The organism is Cytobacillus horneckiae, from assembly GCF_002835735.1.
Lineage (GTDB): Bacteria > Bacillota > Bacilli > Bacillales > Cytobacillaceae > Cytobacillus > Cytobacillus horneckiae.
Map to the genome: position 1 here is coordinate 1 of NZ_PISD01000049.1, position 16,319 is coordinate 16,319.

The 16,319-nt window shown below is 38.1% G+C and carries 12 protein-coding genes and 1 pseudogene; all 13 read right to left on the reverse strand.

Annotated elements, in window-relative coordinates; all coding sequences use genetic code 11:
• Positions 1 to 299 precede the first annotated feature (299 nt).
• On the reverse strand, positions 300 to 2,009 hold the full coding sequence (locus CWS20_RS20035) for a transglutaminase domain-containing protein (RefSeq protein WP_101226374.1): 1,710 nt from the start codon (positions 2,007 to 2,009) through the stop codon (positions 300 to 302).
• A 361-nt stretch (positions 2,010 to 2,370) separates the two neighbouring features.
• On the reverse strand, positions 2,371 to 2,502 hold the full coding sequence (locus CWS20_RS29360) for a pre-toxin TG domain-containing protein (protein WP_083957244.1): 132 nt from the start codon (positions 2,500 to 2,502) through the stop codon (positions 2,371 to 2,373).
• 273 nt (positions 2,503 to 2,775) lie between these two features.
• Positions 2,776 to 3,105, reverse strand: a complete 330-nt coding sequence (locus CWS20_RS20045) for a hypothetical protein (RefSeq protein ID WP_066193108.1) — start codon at positions 3,103 to 3,105, stop codon at positions 2,776 to 2,778.
• Positions 3,106 to 3,337: 232 nt separating this feature from the next.
• A pseudogene (locus CWS20_RS20050) lies at positions 3,338 to 3,517 on the reverse strand (T6SS immunity protein Tdi1 domain-containing protein); the annotation flags it as partial.
• A 348-nt stretch (positions 3,518 to 3,865) separates the two neighbouring features.
• Positions 3,866 to 4,339, reverse strand: a complete 474-nt coding sequence (locus CWS20_RS20055; RefSeq protein WP_066193106.1) for an immunity protein YezG family protein — start codon at positions 4,337 to 4,339, stop codon at positions 3,866 to 3,868.
• Positions 4,340 to 4,344: 5 nt separating this feature from the next.
• Positions 4,345 to 4,908, reverse strand: a complete 564-nt coding sequence (locus tag CWS20_RS20060) for a DNA/RNA non-specific endonuclease (RefSeq protein ID WP_066193102.1) — start codon at positions 4,906 to 4,908, stop codon at positions 4,345 to 4,347.
• Positions 4,877 to 5,203: a hypothetical protein gene (locus CWS20_RS20065; RefSeq protein ID WP_066193100.1), complete on the reverse strand. Its 327-nt coding sequence runs from the start codon at positions 5,201 to 5,203 to the stop codon at positions 4,877 to 4,879. The genes CWS20_RS20060 and CWS20_RS20065 overlap by 32 nt, the downstream gene beginning before the upstream one ends.
• A gap of 651 nt (positions 5,204 to 5,854) precedes the next feature.
• Entirely contained in the window at positions 5,855 to 6,649 is a 795-nt protein-coding gene (imm47, locus tag CWS20_RS20070) for an Imm47 family immunity protein (protein ID WP_162840971.1), read from the reverse strand.
• A 22-nt stretch (positions 6,650 to 6,671) separates the two neighbouring features.
• Complete coding sequence (locus CWS20_RS20075; RefSeq protein WP_083957243.1) at positions 6,672 to 8,390, reverse strand: ribonuclease YeeF family protein; 1,719 nt, start codon at positions 8,388 to 8,390, stop codon at positions 6,672 to 6,674.
• 107 nt (positions 8,391 to 8,497) lie between these two features.
• A complete protein-coding gene (gene essA / locus CWS20_RS20080) occupies positions 8,498 to 8,995 on the reverse strand; it encodes a type VII secretion protein EssA (protein ID WP_066193098.1) in 498 nt (165 codons plus the stop codon).
• On the reverse strand, positions 8,964 to 10,904 hold the full coding sequence (locus CWS20_RS20085) for a coiled-coil domain-containing protein (RefSeq protein WP_083957242.1): 1,941 nt from the start codon (positions 10,902 to 10,904) through the stop codon (positions 8,964 to 8,966). Before CWS20_RS20085 ends, essA begins: the two co-directional genes overlap by 32 nt.
• On the reverse strand, positions 10,868 to 11,833 hold the full coding sequence (gene esaA, locus CWS20_RS20090) for a type VII secretion protein EsaA (RefSeq protein ID WP_083957241.1): 966 nt from the start codon (positions 11,831 to 11,833) through the stop codon (positions 10,868 to 10,870). The genes CWS20_RS20085 and esaA overlap by 37 nt, the downstream gene beginning before the upstream one ends.
• Entirely contained in the window at positions 11,830 to 16,305 is a 4,476-nt protein-coding gene (gene essC, locus CWS20_RS20095) for a type VII secretion protein EssC (protein ID WP_066193096.1), read from the reverse strand. Before essC ends, esaA begins: the two co-directional genes overlap by 4 nt.
• Between the last annotated feature and the right edge of the window lie 14 nt (positions 16,306 to 16,319).

Sequence of the window (16,319 nt, forward strand, 5' to 3'; positions counted from 1 at the left end):
TTATCATCTTTATTCGGGCTTCGGGGTTCTTGATGGAAATACGGCTCTTTCTTATCATCTTTATTCGGGCTTCGGGTTTCTTGATGAGAATCCGGCTCTTTCTTTTCGAAATTAACTTGGGTTTCGGTTTTATTGATGGGAATTCAGCGCTTTCTTATCTACTTTGACTGAAGCTTCATTACATAGTGATTGACATCCGCGTTGATTGCCCCTTACTCTTCCAACTGTTCCTTATTCCAAATGCATGAAGTTAAAAATGAATAGAGGGAGATAAACCTAATATCTCCCTCTTGCAAAAATTAATATGAAATTCCTGTGCGATAGTGTGTCTCTTCAAATGACTTCTTATCAGGGTCAAAATAGTCTTCATTATAAGCAGCGACAAATTTGTCATTCTCTACATAGCCCGACCCCCAAGTAGGGTCCATTGTCAGCCATTCACCATCCACCTTCGCTTCCACCCATGCATGGCGGCCGCCTAGAACTCCTCTAGTAAAGCCTGATCCAGCATTACCTTCCACGAACCTGGCTTCGATTTCACTTGCTCTTAACAAAGCAATCGCTAAATAAGCATAATCCTGACAAACGCCAATCTTTGTCTCTAAAGCTTTTAGTGCACTATCATCCCAATTAAAGTTATCTGTATTGAATTTATCTACATCATAAGCAATATTTTTTGCGACATATTCATAAACAGCTTTTGTTTTATCCCGTTCAGCGTCTTTGCCTCCTGTTATTTCACCTGCTAGTTCTTTAATTTTTGGTGAATCTGACTCAACCCCTCGCGAAGGAAGAAGATCCCGCTTATCTTCCCCCGTTGATTCCACCTCAAACTTTGCAACGCCGAAGAAACGGAATGTATCACTGTTTTCCTTTTTAATTTCAGGTACGCTGACGGTTACTTCATACGTACCTGGTCCAAATCGTAAATGAAAGGAATCATCAAATGTAAAGTCTTCAACTGGTATGACATCCAATGCTTCATCCTCACCCTTTTTTGTTGTGATATAAAGGTGAGAAGTTTCCGGTCCCCATTCCGCTTCTGGATCAATTGTACCGCTAATGCTGTACAGCCCGTCAGACTGATCACCGCTATAAGCAGGTTCAACAAGCGTTAAGCCACGTTCATTATACATATTGGAATATTCAATAGGCTCCATCCTTCGTGCCGAGCTATTATTAATCATGATTGTCGTCGCCGTTTGATAATAATTTTCTCGATCTTCATCAGGTACCATGACCTCAAGCTTATGAAGCCCTTCCCCATAGAACAGTGGAACATCGTAAGTAAACTGATTTCCATCTATAGCCAATACATGATTCCAATTATCCGAATCCTTTGAAACGCGAATCATAATCGTATCATCATCTTCTAATTGACCAGCCAAACCGGTTAATGAAAACGTCTCATCTGCCTCTACAAAACTTGAATCAAGATTAATGGACATTTCAGCATCCTGACCAAACGGGGTAAAAGTCATATCTCGTTTCTGTTCAGGGTTCACATTATGGACCGTAAATGACGCTGTATCATAATAATAATTATCCCGTTTCGTATCCGGAAGCTGCACTTTTACACGATACGTCCCCTCACCATTGAAAAAGTGAATCACCTGCTTAAACTTTCCATCTTCTATCGGTGCATAATACTCATAATCTCTCCCAGCCGGCCCCTCTTCATCCGAAGTTACCTTAATCCATGCATAATCAGACTTTAATCCAGTGAATTTTTCAATGGCTCCTTCAACAGTCACACTGCCATTCACAGCAAACTCTTTATATTCCGGTGCACTGAAAGCCGCACCAATCTCTTCACTATAAGTCGTTAATGCTAAAGGCTCCATCACCAGTTGCTTATTTTTCTCTTTTACCAACTTCTCATACTTATCTTCTTCCGTCTGCTTTTCTGACTGTTTGCCGCCATCAGCAACACTGCTGTCACTGCAGCCGGCTAAAAAGAAAAAACCACATAATATCAAAATAGGAAACAATGAAACTCGTCTTAACATGCCGTCCTCCTTTATTTTTCAAAATCATTTATTGTCAGTCTCTTAGTTTTATCGCTTGACACAGAAAAGAAATTTCTAAGTCACATTCATACTTACGATTAATTCCAATTTTAGTTCCTATGTCTAAATACCCGTTTTTTAAAAATAAATAACAATTAATTCCATGTGTTTATTTTGACATAATCATCTTCTCTTGCCTATAGGAGGGATTGCTTGCGTGAGTTTTATTTTAATTGTGTTAACAATCCTTTTGGTGCTTAAACTTTTAAATGGGACATTTATAAATAAAAACCTTGAAAGGCAGATAGCCCATCACAATGAGGGCACCTAGGGAACATCATTCCAGCCGGCTTCGTTCTACTTAGCCGATTTCTCTGCCGGTGATGAAGTCTTTGCCGGAGATGGCTTCTACGCCTGCTTTGATATTAGAAACACAGGGGACGAAATCGAGTGGTTGAGAGCCAGCCCATAAAAGATTGGCTTGATTATACATTCTCTTGTTCAATGAAATGACTTACAACTCATTTCAACTTATATTATTCTTTCTCTTTACTAATCTTTTTGTAAATATTACTTAATATCTATGTCATTAAAAAAGCACCTTTTGTCATTAGTAGACAATCAAGTGCTTTAAGTTCATCTTTTTAGTAAAATAAAATCGTTATTCTAGTAGCAACAGTATGACACTTATATATATCGTGAATTAAGTATTACGCTAAAACTTACGAGTTTGTATTACTTTTTTTAACAGGCAATTTTCCAATCTTTATTCATCACTCAAAATCCTATCATCTAACCTTTTTCTATATTTAGCAATTTGTTCATGTGAACTAATAAGGTTACTAACATAATCAATCTGAACCTCTCTATTATCTTGAAACAAATGTACAGTCGCCCCCTTACTTATTAAAGCATCCATTGTTTTCTTAAAACTTTTTAACTCATCTGTTTCAAAATAATCACATTCTAGTACCACATTATTATCTTCTATATTTCTTTTAATCTCTTGAATGCTTACTCCATTATTCTGCCTGATAATCGATACATACTTTAATTTGTTTGAATCATCATCAATCTTCAGTCTCATCTTTACCATAAAATTTTTCCTCCCTAAAAGTCTTTAATTATTTTTATTGTTCGCAGCTGTGTTTCTTAGGTGGTATATAATATCTTGGAGTGTTGATAACTTCATCAAATTATGTTTACAAGCTAATAAATACAATAAACAAAAGTGATAAAAGAATTAAAAACCGGAAGAAAATACATTTTCCAGTTTAGTTTATGATGTACTCATTGTTCACTCATCTTAAATAAAACATATTTTCTCGTTATACAATAGAACCCATGAATTCAGTGATAATTAATATATGTTCTTTTAGTTTCACCGTTTTTAGATTTTCAATTTTCTCTGTTCCACCTAATCCTAATAAAGTGGTTTACCCAATACACTCTTTATTGTTATGAGCTCTGTATTTACTAATCGCTACAGGATAAGGCTGCCACAACAGCTACTTCTAGTACCAATTCCTCTCCAACTCTTTCTATTTTTTAAAACATCAATTTGTTTCTTTTATTAACGATTCTCCCCCTTAACTTTTCTGTTTCGTTCGAGAAATCAGCTGTTTTTCCCAAAGGAATATGTTGTTTCCTACCGGTTGATAAAAGCGATGATTTTCTCCTTTTAATCTCATTTAAATCGAATTTAAGTTAATTTCTGTAGGATAACTCACTACGGTCCGCATAGAAAAAACACCTCTAAGTAGTCATTAGGTTAAAAATAACCGAATTTCACTTAAAGGTGTTTTATTTGCCTCATGTTATGGGTTCATTCCCAAGGCAACCAAGTGCATTATTGTTTACTTTTCTTCAAATGCCTTCATTCTTTCTATTAAATCTAACTGTTCTTTGTTTTTGCTTATATATTTGTATTCAAAATACTTAATTCTAGCTGTTGGACCGAATTCACTTTCATGCCAATTTGTATAATCAAAATGTACATTTAATTTCCCTGTATCATTTAAAGTTAATGTCACTGAAAACCAAGGTTCTTGGTCATTATCAATAAAAATTTTTTGGAGTTCGACAGTTAGTTGAAATAATTTATGTAACTCTTTATTATATGCCCTCTTATCTACACTATATACTTTTGGTATATAATGTGAAAAAATGTGTTTCTTCTCACCTTTGGGCATAAAAAAGAAGAAAACTCCTCCTTCTCCCTCCTTAATTTCACCATTAAAACAGAAATTATCCCATTCAGTAGGTATCATATCATTAACCTGTTGTGCAATTTCTTTATACAACTCGTTTAATTCTATTTCAAAACTCATCAATATCAGCCTCCAGATTTATTAGCAATCTCACGAATTATTGGAAATTGGCCTTCAATTTCATATTCGACCAAAAAGGAATTAGGTCTCATTGTTTTATTAGAATAAATTGGTTCAATGCTAACAGAAACTTTCTTAGGCGGTACCTCTTTCAATGCATTGGCCCACTCAGTCTCCATTTCATACCAAACCCCACCCCTCCTATTAATTTGACTATTTTGTGGTACAAGATTATCAATATCAGGAGGACCATTAAATTGTGCTCCTATTAAATGTCCACCATCATCATCTGGTAATCTATCTTTATCTCCTACATTTGCTTGTGCATATTTATTTCTATTTGCCTTTTTTAATACAAGTTCAGAAGCCTCAACAGTCACAATACGCCCAAGTTCATCGGTAGTATATTTATAATTATCATTCGTGACATACTTTGCATTTGGAAGTAACTGCTTTTTCCCATTTTTACCTTTTACAATATGTTTTCCAAATTCAGTTTCTTTAATTTCTTTAATAATATTATCTTTCCCAACACCCTTACCAACCCCATCCTTCACCTTCCCAGCCATACTCACAATCTGTTTCTTCCGCTGCTTCTCCAAGAGTTGTCGGCTGGATTGGCGTTCCGTTTGGTGTGGCGTAGGCGGGTTGCCAGGTTGGGATTCGGATGTTGCTGATTTTTTCGCTTAGGTGGGCGGCTGTGTTTCTTAGGGTGTTGAAACCTTTGGTGACGGCTTTGAAGACGTCATCTATGACAGCTTTGATTTTGTCTGGGTTGATGAGGTTTTTTAGCTTGCTGAGGTGCTTGCCTCCCCATTTGACGACCTTGGTGGCTCCTTTGACGATCATTTCCTCAAAAATCAAGTATTAAAACATAATGCCTTTATGGTATAACCATCTTGAGCTTTCATACAGTCTATTTTTTGTTGTCCAAAGCTTTAATTTTTCTCAATAAAACACTTTTTTTGACAATCCAGTGCTGTGTAGTTATTTTTATGGTGTGATTGAGAGCCAGCATGAATGATTGGCTTGATTATACATTCTCTTGTTCAATCATATCTTACACACTCATTTTATCTTACATATATCTTTTTCCTTATTAGACTTATTTGTAAATAGCACTTAATATATATCACTCATCTTTACTTAATAAAACATGCGATACATTTTGGTTTATTTCTATCTTTCGTTAAAATTGTCCTTCTCTTTTCATGATACTAAAAAAGCACTTTTTGTCATTGATAGACAATTAAGTGCTTTAAGTTTATCTTTTTAAGTAGCTTTGAATTTGGTTTGATTATGTTACCTTTTGTATTTTCTGTAAAGTATTCCATTAGAATTGCGAGTTCATCAGTTTCATTCTTACTTTATATTCATTGCCTCGAAAATGTCAACTCTCCTAAAATCGTACTTCATTTTATTTTCTGTTCTTATCATTTCACAAAATACTTCTTAATAAAAGTATTTTTAAACACTGATCCACTTCACATATCCTGTGTTTTTCATATGTTCTAGTTAAAGTTTGTATCCGTAAAAATATTTTTGTCCTCTTTCCCAGTTTTTACTTAAAAGTCCGTTAATATAGTCAATAAAACCTTTATAATTGCTTGCACTAACAACAGTATAGTAATTCGCAGGTACTCTTTCACCGGTCCAAATAGATAATAATGATGGTATTAATTCCATTTTTAATGTCTCCTCATTATTTGCAGCAACCATAACCCGCTGAATCAATTTTTTAGCTATGTCTCCAGGAAAAGCTAAATTCTGTTGAAAATAATAACTTTCTGTATCCTTTTCCTGACAATACATAAAATAAAAATTACCAATTTCATCTATAGTTGCATTTTCGCCAATTCGCTCTTCAAAATTAATAAAAGAATCAATAGAATCTCTTATAATAGTTGCTGTATCACTAATTTCGTCCCAATCTTCAAGTAAGGCCAATAAATATGGAATTACATCAAGAGAAAGTGATGTTGGGGCTGCTGATGCAAAAGTGTTTACTGTTTCTTCAGTTACCTCACTAAGAAAACGTAAATTATTTAAATCCCTTAAGTCATCATGTGTTGCAACAGATAAAAATACTCTAATACATAAATTCAAAACCGATTCATCTCTAGTCTGATTCATTAATTGGATCAATAATGTTTTTTGGGTAAAATCCCCTATTTTAAATAATTCTATTAAATTAAATAAAACCTCCGTTTCTGTTACAGACTTTAAAATTTTTTCTTTTATTTCTGAATTAGCTAAAGTTGTTTTTTCTCCAAACCATATACTATTCATTAGATTACCAGTTTCACCCATAAATGCACCTACTTCCATTAAACTATCTTTTTCCATTTTCTCGTTGCCATTTCAAAACTTTATTTTGAAAAACAGTAACCTCAGTATGTTGAGGATTATTACCAAATACAATAATCCCCTTTTCATTCTCATGTATTTTTAATACCTTAGCATTTTCTTTACCATAACCCATTTCATGATAAAAATCCAAATTTAAATCATTAATTTGTTCTCGACGAATAGTTGATTCTCCTGTATTTTTTATATTTGAACTTACATTCTCCCCCCCAAAAGATAAACCTTGTACATGGTGACCTTTTTCAAGTTCTCCTCTTCTTACTAACGCTTGATAGTCTGCTCTTGCTTCCTTTAGTTCTTTACCCTTTACTAATGTAGATTCATCAGGGTTAGGATACCAATCAGGGTTAGTTTCGTGTAATTTTTTTGCATCATCATAATAAGGTCCATAAACATCCTTTCTTGAAGGAGAATTATTACCACTCCCCCTACCAACCCCATCCTTCACCTTCCCAGCCATACTCACAATCTGTTTCTTCACACCATCCGCTGCTTCTCCAAGAGTTGTCGGCTGGATTGGCGTTCCGTTTGGTGTGGCGTAGGCGGGTTGCCAGGTTGGGATTCGGATGTTGCTGATTTTTTCGCTTAGGTGGGCGGCTGTGTTTCTTAGGGTGTTGAAGCCTTTGGTGACAGCTTTGAGGGCGTCATCAATGACGGCTTTGATTTTGTCTGGGTTGAAGACGTTTTTTAGCTTGCTGAGGTGCTTGCCTCCCCATTTGACGACTTTGGTGGCGCCTTTGACGATGGGACCTCCAAAGATGGCGGCGACGAGTGCGCCTCGTTCCAGGTAGCCGATTTCTCTGCCGGTGATGAAGTCTTTGCCGGAGATGGCTTCTACGCCTGCTTTGATATTAGAAACACCGGGAACGAAATCGAGTGTGTTTGAGAGCCAGCCCATGGAGGATTGGCTTTCTTTGACGTCCTTTACTTCTGTTCCGGCTATTCTGAAGGTCTCTGCCTTCATTAGCATTTCGTTTGTGCCCAAATGAACGGATGCGGGGCCATATGCTAAAAACTGGCTGAAGTTTGGAATGGTTAGGCCGCTTAGTTCCATAGCCAATTGGGTTGGCTTGTATTGAGAGATGCTGAGTTTGCCTGTTTGGAAGAGGCTTTTGATTTCAGTCACTGTCCGATTTAATGTTCGAAGGTCCTGGTCGACTTTTTCCAGCTTGGATGATTGGCTGCGGTCGAATTGATGCAGCTTTTGCAGTGTTTGATCGGCATGGCTGCCTGCCCGGTTTGCTTGTTGGATGAAGTCACCTTCATTCAATCTCGGAAGCGATACAATATCACTGACAGACTGGATGGTGGCATTGCCTTCACCTGTCAGATCCCTTGTGATTGTTTCTGCTTTGCTTAAGCCTTGTTCCACATCGTTTTCGATAAAGCTTTGGCGAATGAAGCCTTGCCCTGACGGTTCTAATGAGCGAAGGGCATTTCTCATTTCAAGCAATATTGCTTCATATTGATCTATCGTGTCTTTCATATACGTGAGGAATGGCAGGTGGGATTCTTGATAGAAGGAACGGATGGATTTTCCACCTTCTCCCTTTAGCTCTCCCTCAAGCGAAATAAAAGATTGAAGATTTTGTTCTATTTGTTCCAACTGCTTTTTTAATTGCAATAGAACTGTTATTGTTTCCTGAATGCCTGCATGTAATTGTTCTGCGTCTAGTACCTTCATTATATTTCACCCCGCAGATTTTTTTCAAACGGTATGACTTCCTGTTAAACAGAAAATTCTTAAAATAAAAATTTGCAATCATTCTCCATTGAAGGAGAATGATTGCTTTACTTTGAACCTTGTGCCATCTTTGGAATAAGAAAAACAAGGATTATGATGACTGCTACAGCAAGAATTGCTAAATATAATGTCTTTAAGCTAGACTGGCTGTCTTCGCTGCTCTGCTCTGCTGCTTCGTTTGCAGAAGCGATATTTGACTCTTGTGAAAAGAGGTTAAGCTGTTCTGCTTGAAGTGCAACCGTCTTTCTTGGCTCTGATTCACTTGAGAAGAGTTTCTCTTGCACTTGTTCATTTTGATTCAGGTTTCTTTGATCAAAGGTTAACCCTTTTTGTTCTTCTGGCACCTGCTGTTTTTGCTTATTTGCTTCATCTCTTAAAAACTCTTTATTATCTCTGAATTCTTTATCCTCATAAAGATTGGGGACAAGGGTTTCTATACTCGGCGCTGCCCCTGCTGTTTGTGTATGGCAGAGAAGCAGCACCGGCAAGACAGAAAGAATAAAGAGAATGTATTTACGAAGCTTCATAGGTTTCTTCATCGTCATTTTGAGCACTTCTGTTTTTAATATAGTTCACGCCAAATGGGATGAGTGCCAATACAAGGATAATAGCTAGCAACGTAATTACTGCTGGTATGAACAATGTATCTGGACCGTACTGAATGGACATATAGACTTTAGACATCGGATCCTCATAGCCGATATTAGGTGCGGTTAGCGCCAATAGCGGACTGATGAAGAATAAGACAAGTCCTACACTAGCAAACCATCCGATTAGGCGTCCGAGCGAGAATCCGACCGACACCACAGCCGAAGCAGCTGCCAAAAGCAATATCGTAAAGACTGTCCACTGGATGGCACTTTGTTCTCCTAAAGGATAAATATCCATGCCATACATGCTGATAATCAACCCTACAACTAAGTTTAATAGAATAAACATCGCACCTTTGACTAGTTTTGAAGAATTTGAGAAATAGTAGCTGAAATAGCCAATCATTAAACTGCTGATTAACACGATTACTAGCACGACAACAGGCGGCACTTTTTTCTCTTCCTGCTGTGCTGCTACCTGCCCGTTTACTTGCAGCGGGCTTGCCAAGTGATTATAGACATGACCATTTTTTTGACCGTCAACAAATGTATTTCCTAATACGGAAAAAATATCATCACGATACATCTCTGTTGTGGCTACATTATCTGACCATTTCTCATTTAAGTGGTCTGCATCCTGCTGAACGCTTTGCACCTTCGTTTGCAGCTCATCTGTATAGGTAACAACATTCGTTTGGCTTTCGCCGATATGATTGATGGCATCATTCATCGTTACCAGTCCATCACTGATGCTTTGCTGGTTCGTTACAAGCATGCCGCCGTTCTGAGATTCGCCACCTTGAACTGGCGCTTCTCCAATAATCGACACCATTTTTTGCATAACAGCATCTGCACTTTCCTGAATCACGCCAAGCTCTTCTCCCACTGTCGCTTGCTGCTCCTGCATTTTTCGGCTGTGATCCTCAAAGAATACAGTCGTTTCTTCCTGTAATGATGTTAGCTTTTCATCTGCTTCTGGCATATCAAGCAGCAACTTATCGAGTATAGACTGCTCATCTTCCTTTATGCCCAAGATTGGATTGAGGCTTGCAACATATGCTTGTTGGTTTTGCTCATCTCTTAAACTATTGGCAATGGCTGTTTCAAATTTAATCAACGCTGAGTGATAGCTCATAATCAGTTCAGGCTGCTTATTTACTATCTCTTTATTGAATGCCTCTCTCAGCACCTTTCTTTCGTTGTTTGGTTCATTTGATTTTAGCAATTGGGATTGAAGTATTTGCTCTTCTTTTTTCTCGATTTCGTCCATGACAGGTTGCAATCGATTTCTAAATAAGTCCAAATACTTCTCTTTAAACTGATCAGTTAACGTCTGAATGCGCTCCTGCAAAACAATGACTTGCTGCTGCAGTTCAGCCACTTGTTTCTGCAGCTCCTCAACAGTGCCTTGAAGAGGGTTTTCTTCCTCCTGTATGACTCGCAAGTTTTCATTAATGGCAGTCATTCGCGCGGTCAAGTCTGTTAATTCAGCAATAGCTGAAGTAATTTCTTTAATCTCAGGATCATTGATCTGAGTTAAAGATTCGCTGACAACATTCACTTCTGCCACGATAACCGAAAGCTTCTGTCTTTCTTCTTCTAAAGAAGGACCTGGCTGTTCTTCTCCTCCGCCTTCACCTGGATTTTCAGGATTTGGCTCATTTCCATCTTGCGGATCCTCTTCAATTGGCTCCTCCGGCAATTCCGGCTGTTCTGTAGAAGCTTCTGCCAATTGTTTTTTCAAATGGGGAATGCTAGTAATATATTTCCCTATTTCTTCCTCCTCGGCTTTTCTTCTATATTGAACTAAATCATCTCTTTGTCTCGCTACTTGCTCAATGCGAACCGCAGACAGCTCAGCCATCGTTTGGTTGTTTTGAGCAGGGTGGTGCCTAAAGCGCCCATGCTTTTAGACAGCTCATCACTTTGTTCGCGAAGATAAGCTCTTAGTTCCATATATCTAGGGTTTTGCTGGCTTATGGCATCATTGACCACCGCCATGCTTTCCTGCTGAAGCTGCTGAAGGAGCTCTTGCTGATTATCTTGATACTCTTTGTATTGCTCGACATATTCGACAAACGAACTTAATGACTGTTCGAATTGCTTCACATTTTCAGTATTGGATACAGTAAACTCTTCATTTGATTTCAAAGAAGATTGGATGCTTTCAAGCATCGTTTTTTGCTGTTCTATTTCATTGGCTAAATTTTGAGAGCTTGGTGAATAGAAGGCATACATCGTATTCTGGAAATCTATTTCTTTTTCTAAAATTCCATCAAACTTGCTTCTTACACTCTCTAAATCTTGAGATACATAACTCCAATAAAGAGTAGAAACGCTTGAATTCACTCTGGCAGTCGCTTTTTCGATTTCACGCAATACTTTTTCGCGATTGACTGCATTCAATTGATCTTGAACGGTATAGCGAAACTCTGCTTTTACAGGCGTTAAATCCTCGTATGTCATAATGTTGGTTGAAAAATCAGATGGAATGTATACAACCGCATCAAAATTTTTGTTTTTAAGACCGTTTACGGCTGCACTTCGGCTTAGGACCGTCCAATCAAAAGATGAATCGGATGATAATACAGAAGCGATTTCCTGCCCAAATTCCAGTTCTTTCTCGTCCTTCTCTGCACCTATATCTTCATTAACAATTGCGATATTCCTTGTTTCACTTGTACGAACAAGCAGAGGATTATCTCCAATCGAGCTGAAGAAAACAGCTGGAGTTGCAAGGACTAAAACCATTACAATGATCATTTTAATGATATATTTTACTTTTTCCGTCATGAGAACACCTTCCTTTCAGCAGCGCAAAGCGGAATTTTTATTTTCACTTCTTTTCCATTGATTACATAATAACCGAAGCCCGGGTGTATTTCGGCTTCCTTGCGGTCATAAGGGAGAGTAAACAATGTTTGATCAGATTTCTTCATTAACAATACTGCCTGACGGATTTGTTTCATCTCAGTTGTTAATGAATCATATCCTTTCGATAAATCATTGCTGTTGCCTGCAACGATTACATTAAACCCAAGATGGCTATAATTCCTCATTAGTTTAGCCATGCGATCTTGAAGCAGAGTGTCCAATGTTTGCGAGAATCTTGAATATCCGTCGATAACGAGCAATATTGGATCAAAGCGACTATTCATTCTGCCTTGCTGAACCCCTTCTAAATATTCTGTTTCACGAATGGTCAACAGCTCTTCAGCCGCTGTCACCCAATCTGTAATTTGCTCCTTCGTTTCAATATAAGAAACTGCATCGTCATCAGCATAGCTGGATAAGCCCCTATCGAAGGAGTCAAACACTGCCATCGTCTCAATTCCGCGTTCAATCGCAGTATTAAGAATCACTTTGAGGACATTGGTTTTACCTTTTTGTCCTTGCCCCATGACCATACAGTGCTTGTTCGTTTCCAGATTAATCGTTACCGGCTGTACAAACTCTTCGTCTAAGCCGATAGGAATAAGCCATTGGTCCATTGTTGTGCTGATATAATTCGCAAAATTTACCGTAGTTAATTCAGTAGGAAGCATCGGTATCGGTGCAGGTGTTTGGCAATGTGCATATTTCTCCTTAAGCAATTTAATATCTTTTCTTATTGCTTCCAATACCTCTAAATCATCTTTCCCTTCAGCAGGCAGGAATACTTGTGAGAAATGGGCCTCATCTCGTTTAATAATCGCTCTTCCCGGTATTGGTTCAGGACTGAATTCCGTTCTGCCTAAAATGGAAAATGCTTCACTTTGATCAAGCAAGTAATGAACAATCTTCATTTTTAAATTATTCACTAGCGCCTGCCTGATTGACGTCACTCTTGTCGCTGTTAAAATCATATAAATGCCAAGCGACTGCCCATCACGAACAAACTGATTAATGAATGGTTCGATATCCTGCATTTCTTCTTTAATAAAGTCAAAGTTTTCAATGGCGATAAAAACAATTGGCAGCTTTTCTTCACTCATACTGTTAAACATCTTAATACTGCTTACTTCGTATTGCTGCAACAACTGTTTCCTTCTTGCGATTTCATCTTTTAACACTCTCATAAACTTCTCAATTTTTCTTTCATCATCCATTGAGAAGAAATCAGCTGTATGCGGAAGCTGCCTTAATGGAAGCAATGTGCCATTTCCGAAATCCATTAAATAAAAATGCACTTCCTCTGGTGTATATCTTTCAGCCATGCTCATTAACAAGGTCATCACTGTGTATGATTTACCGTATCCAGAAGAACCGAATACACCAATATTTCCTCCATCTATTACTTGGTATTGATATGGATACTGGCTCTGCTTTTCAGGCTCATCTACAAGAGCAAAGCTGATTTGTTCTTTTTCTAACGATAGATGCGCTTTTCTGATCAAGCGCTCGCCTAATGGCGGCAGCCACGGGCTATTTAATTTTTGTATAGCCATCTCCTTTTGCAGCTCTTCAATTCTGCCTACTACCGCTTCTATCTCTGTCGTACTATCTTTTTTCTTGCTATCATTTGCGGAAACATCAGATAAAGGTATTAAACCAAGATCTGTAACGAACGCCACTTCATCTTCCGCTTCAGAATGGTCTTCCATGTATGGGGCACCGCTCCAAGCAGATTGGAATAATTCATATACTTCATTATTGCCCACCTGCAAATAACCTCTACCTGTAACAGTAATGGATGCGGCATCCGCATTCTTGAGTATTTCCTTGCTGTCATTTGCATCCTGAACTTTTAAAGCGACTTTAAATCTGGCGTTACTCCATATTTGTTCATCAATGACTCCTCCAGGCTTTTGCGTGGCAAGAATCAAATGGACGCCTAAGCTTCTGCCGATGCGCGCCGCACTTACCAATTCTCTAATAAAATCCGGCTCCTCGCTTTTTAACTCTGCAAATTCATCAGATATTAGGAATAAATGCGGAAGCGGTTCCTCAGCCGCTTTTCGTTTGTATAGGCTTGTATAATCATTAATATGATTCACTTGATATTGATCAAATAAGCGTTGCCTTCTTTTTAGCTCGCTTCTAATAGAGGCAAGCGCTCTGGCACTAAAGTTCTTGCTGCCCTCTATATTTGTAATGGTTCCTAATAAATGCGGCATATTTCTAAATGGCTGTGCCATTCCTCCGCCTTTGTAATCAATCAGCAGGAAGGCCACTTCATGCGGATGAAAGTGAACAGCCAGCGAAAGTATGTAAGACTGCAAAAATTCACTTTTACCAGATCCGGTTGTTCCTGCAAGCAATCCATGCGGTCCATGCGCCTTCTCATGAAGATTTAAGTAAACATAATCTTCCTTTCCTTTCATCCCGATCGGTACTGCTAAGGATTTCGCTGATTCTTTTGTTAGCCAGTTTTCTGCTATTGGCAGCTTTTCTACTTCTGTCACACTCATCATTTCCAGGAATGATATACTTTGTGGAATCGAGTTTGTCATTCCGATTTGATGATCCAATGTTCTTAACAGCCTCGCATAATGTTCATTGCCATCCTTATTATGCTGATCGAGTTTGAAAGGGATGTTTACTGCCTTTTTCTTTTGGATTAATATATCACCTTCATGATCATTGATATATCTAATCAAGGTGTGAATATTGTCAGTTAAGTTCTCTTTCGATTCCGCAGCGAAAATGACTGAAATGCCTAAATCATGATGCCTTCCTTCTAAATACTCAAGAATGACATGATCGGCAATCAGCTGCTGATTCGTAACGATAAAAACTAGATGAGGAGAGAAACGCAGGTTTTCCTTCTCTTCTTCCAAATCCCGTTCCCTAATTAATTCATATATAGAAGATAAAAGCTGATCACGCGTTTGTTCGTTATAGATTAACCCTCTTGCATGCAAATGCGGCAGCTTAAAATGCGGCAGCCACTTTACCCATTCCCAGTCACGGTACTCCTCTTCCTTAAAGATGAAGACAAATCGCACATCGTGATAGCTATGGAAAAAAGCAAGCTGGCCTATCATTTGATGAATTTCATTCTTCACCACTCGTTCTTTCCCAATAAGACCGATGGATCCTTCAGCGAGATTAGCCACAACAGGAACATCTTCAATCTCGCTATAAATCTTCTCAAGGAGCTGTGATTGTTCAACGAGTTCATCCATTTCTCTGTTGGCCATATCGCTGGCATTTAGAGCAATTTCATAGCTTGATGGGACTGTACCAATACCAAGCCTGAATTGTAGAAAGTCATCGCTCTCAAGTGTTCGTTCCCATATTCTATCTGAAATTTGCCCTGTTAAATATTTCATTCTTTCAAATGCAGGGAAGTGAAACGTTAAAAAATGCCTTTGCTTTTCGGCTAGCTCGTGAAGCTCTTTTCGCTTATTCTCAATATAAATTGTATAAACTTTGTATCGCTTTTCCTTTTTTCTTTTCTGATTGCTTCTATCCTTAAAATATTGAACAGAGGAAGTAATTAATGTCGTCATAAACATAACCATCGTTATGATGATAAATATGCCCCTTGGCTGAATTAATGCGACGACACCCATCACAATCAGCATCACCAACGGAGGCATGATAATCAGCCACAATCCCCGATTTGAAACATCCGCTTCCTGAGAAGGAAACGATAGGTTAACTTTTTCATCGGGTTTCTCATATACCATTCTAGGCGTCCTTCGATAAACCGGATATTTCTTTTTCATTTCCGATTCTGGAATAGCCATTAAAGGAAGCTGTGACTTAAATTCATGTACACTGGAAACTTCTATCACATCTTCTTCAATGAAGCGAATCATTGTGAAAGGGAAGAAAAGCCATTCGCCGACATCTATCTGTTGTTTGCCTTGAATCCTTTCTCCATTTACATAGAGCGGCTGATTTTCTTGCTCGACTAGCCATTTTCCCTGTTGTTTAAATAAAGTGAAGGAAACGTTATTGTGTATATTCAGCGCTGATGAAGTGTAAATATGTGCATGATCATTGGTTGTGGAAAACGTCACTTCCTGTTGATCTCCTGCATAATAAACGCCGCGATGATTATATGATGATGTCAGAACCATCTTCATTTTATGGTTATTATCAGTCCATTCAAGCTGGCTCTCATTAGTTAATGTTCCGACCGTTTCACCAGATGCTTTCGTTATGGTATAGCCGTGTTCACCCTTTGATAGACGTAAGGGTCCTTCATTAAAAGGGAACCCTTGAAAAGTAATCGTATGTTTAACATCATTGCCTATCAATATCTCGTCTGTTTGCATCTTGCTTAAATCAATAGATTGATAGTATTGATTATAAAATATCCATAAGGTACTCATTTCATTCACCTCCC

What these genes read in the sequence shown, in the direction of transcription:
- CWS20_RS20035 (WP_101226374.1), bottom strand. Translation starts at nt 2,009, where the DNA reads ATGTTAAGACGAGTTTCATTGTTTCCTATTTTGATATTATGTGGTTTT.
- CWS20_RS29360 (WP_083957244.1), bottom strand. Translation starts at nt 2,502, where the DNA reads ATGTATAATCAAGCCAATCTTTTATGGGCTGGCTCTCAACCACTCGAT.
- CWS20_RS20045 (WP_066193108.1), bottom strand. Translation starts at nt 3,105, where the DNA reads ATGGTAAAGATGAGACTGAAGATTGATGATGATTCAAACAAATTAAAG.
- CWS20_RS20055 (WP_066193106.1), bottom strand. Translation starts at nt 4,339, where the DNA reads ATGAGTTTTGAAATAGAATTAAACGAGTTGTATAAAGAAATTGCACAA.
- CWS20_RS20060 (WP_066193102.1), bottom strand. Translation starts at nt 4,908, where the DNA reads ATGGCTGGGAAGGTGAAGGATGGGGTTGGTAAGGGTGTTGGGAAAGAT.
- imm47 (WP_162840971.1), bottom strand. Translation starts at nt 6,649, where the DNA reads ATGGGTGAAACTGGTAATCTAATGAATAGTATATGGTTTGGAGAAAAA.
- CWS20_RS20075 (WP_083957243.1), bottom strand. Translation starts at nt 8,390, where the DNA reads ATGAAGGTACTAGACGCAGAACAATTACATGCAGGCATTCAGGAAACA.
- essA (WP_066193098.1), bottom strand. Translation starts at nt 8,995, where the DNA reads ATGACGATGAAGAAACCTATGAAGCTTCGTAAATACATTCTCTTTATT.
- CWS20_RS20085 (WP_083957242.1), bottom strand. Translation starts at nt 10,904, where the DNA reads ATGGCTGAGCTGTCTGCGGTTCGCATTGAGCAAGTAGCGAGACAAAGA.
- esaA (WP_083957241.1), bottom strand. Translation starts at nt 11,833, where the DNA reads ATGACGGAAAAAGTAAAATATATCATTAAAATGATCATTGTAATGGTT.
- essC (WP_066193096.1), bottom strand. Translation starts at nt 16,305, where the DNA reads ATGAGTACCTTATGGATATTTTATAATCAATACTATCAATCTATTGAT.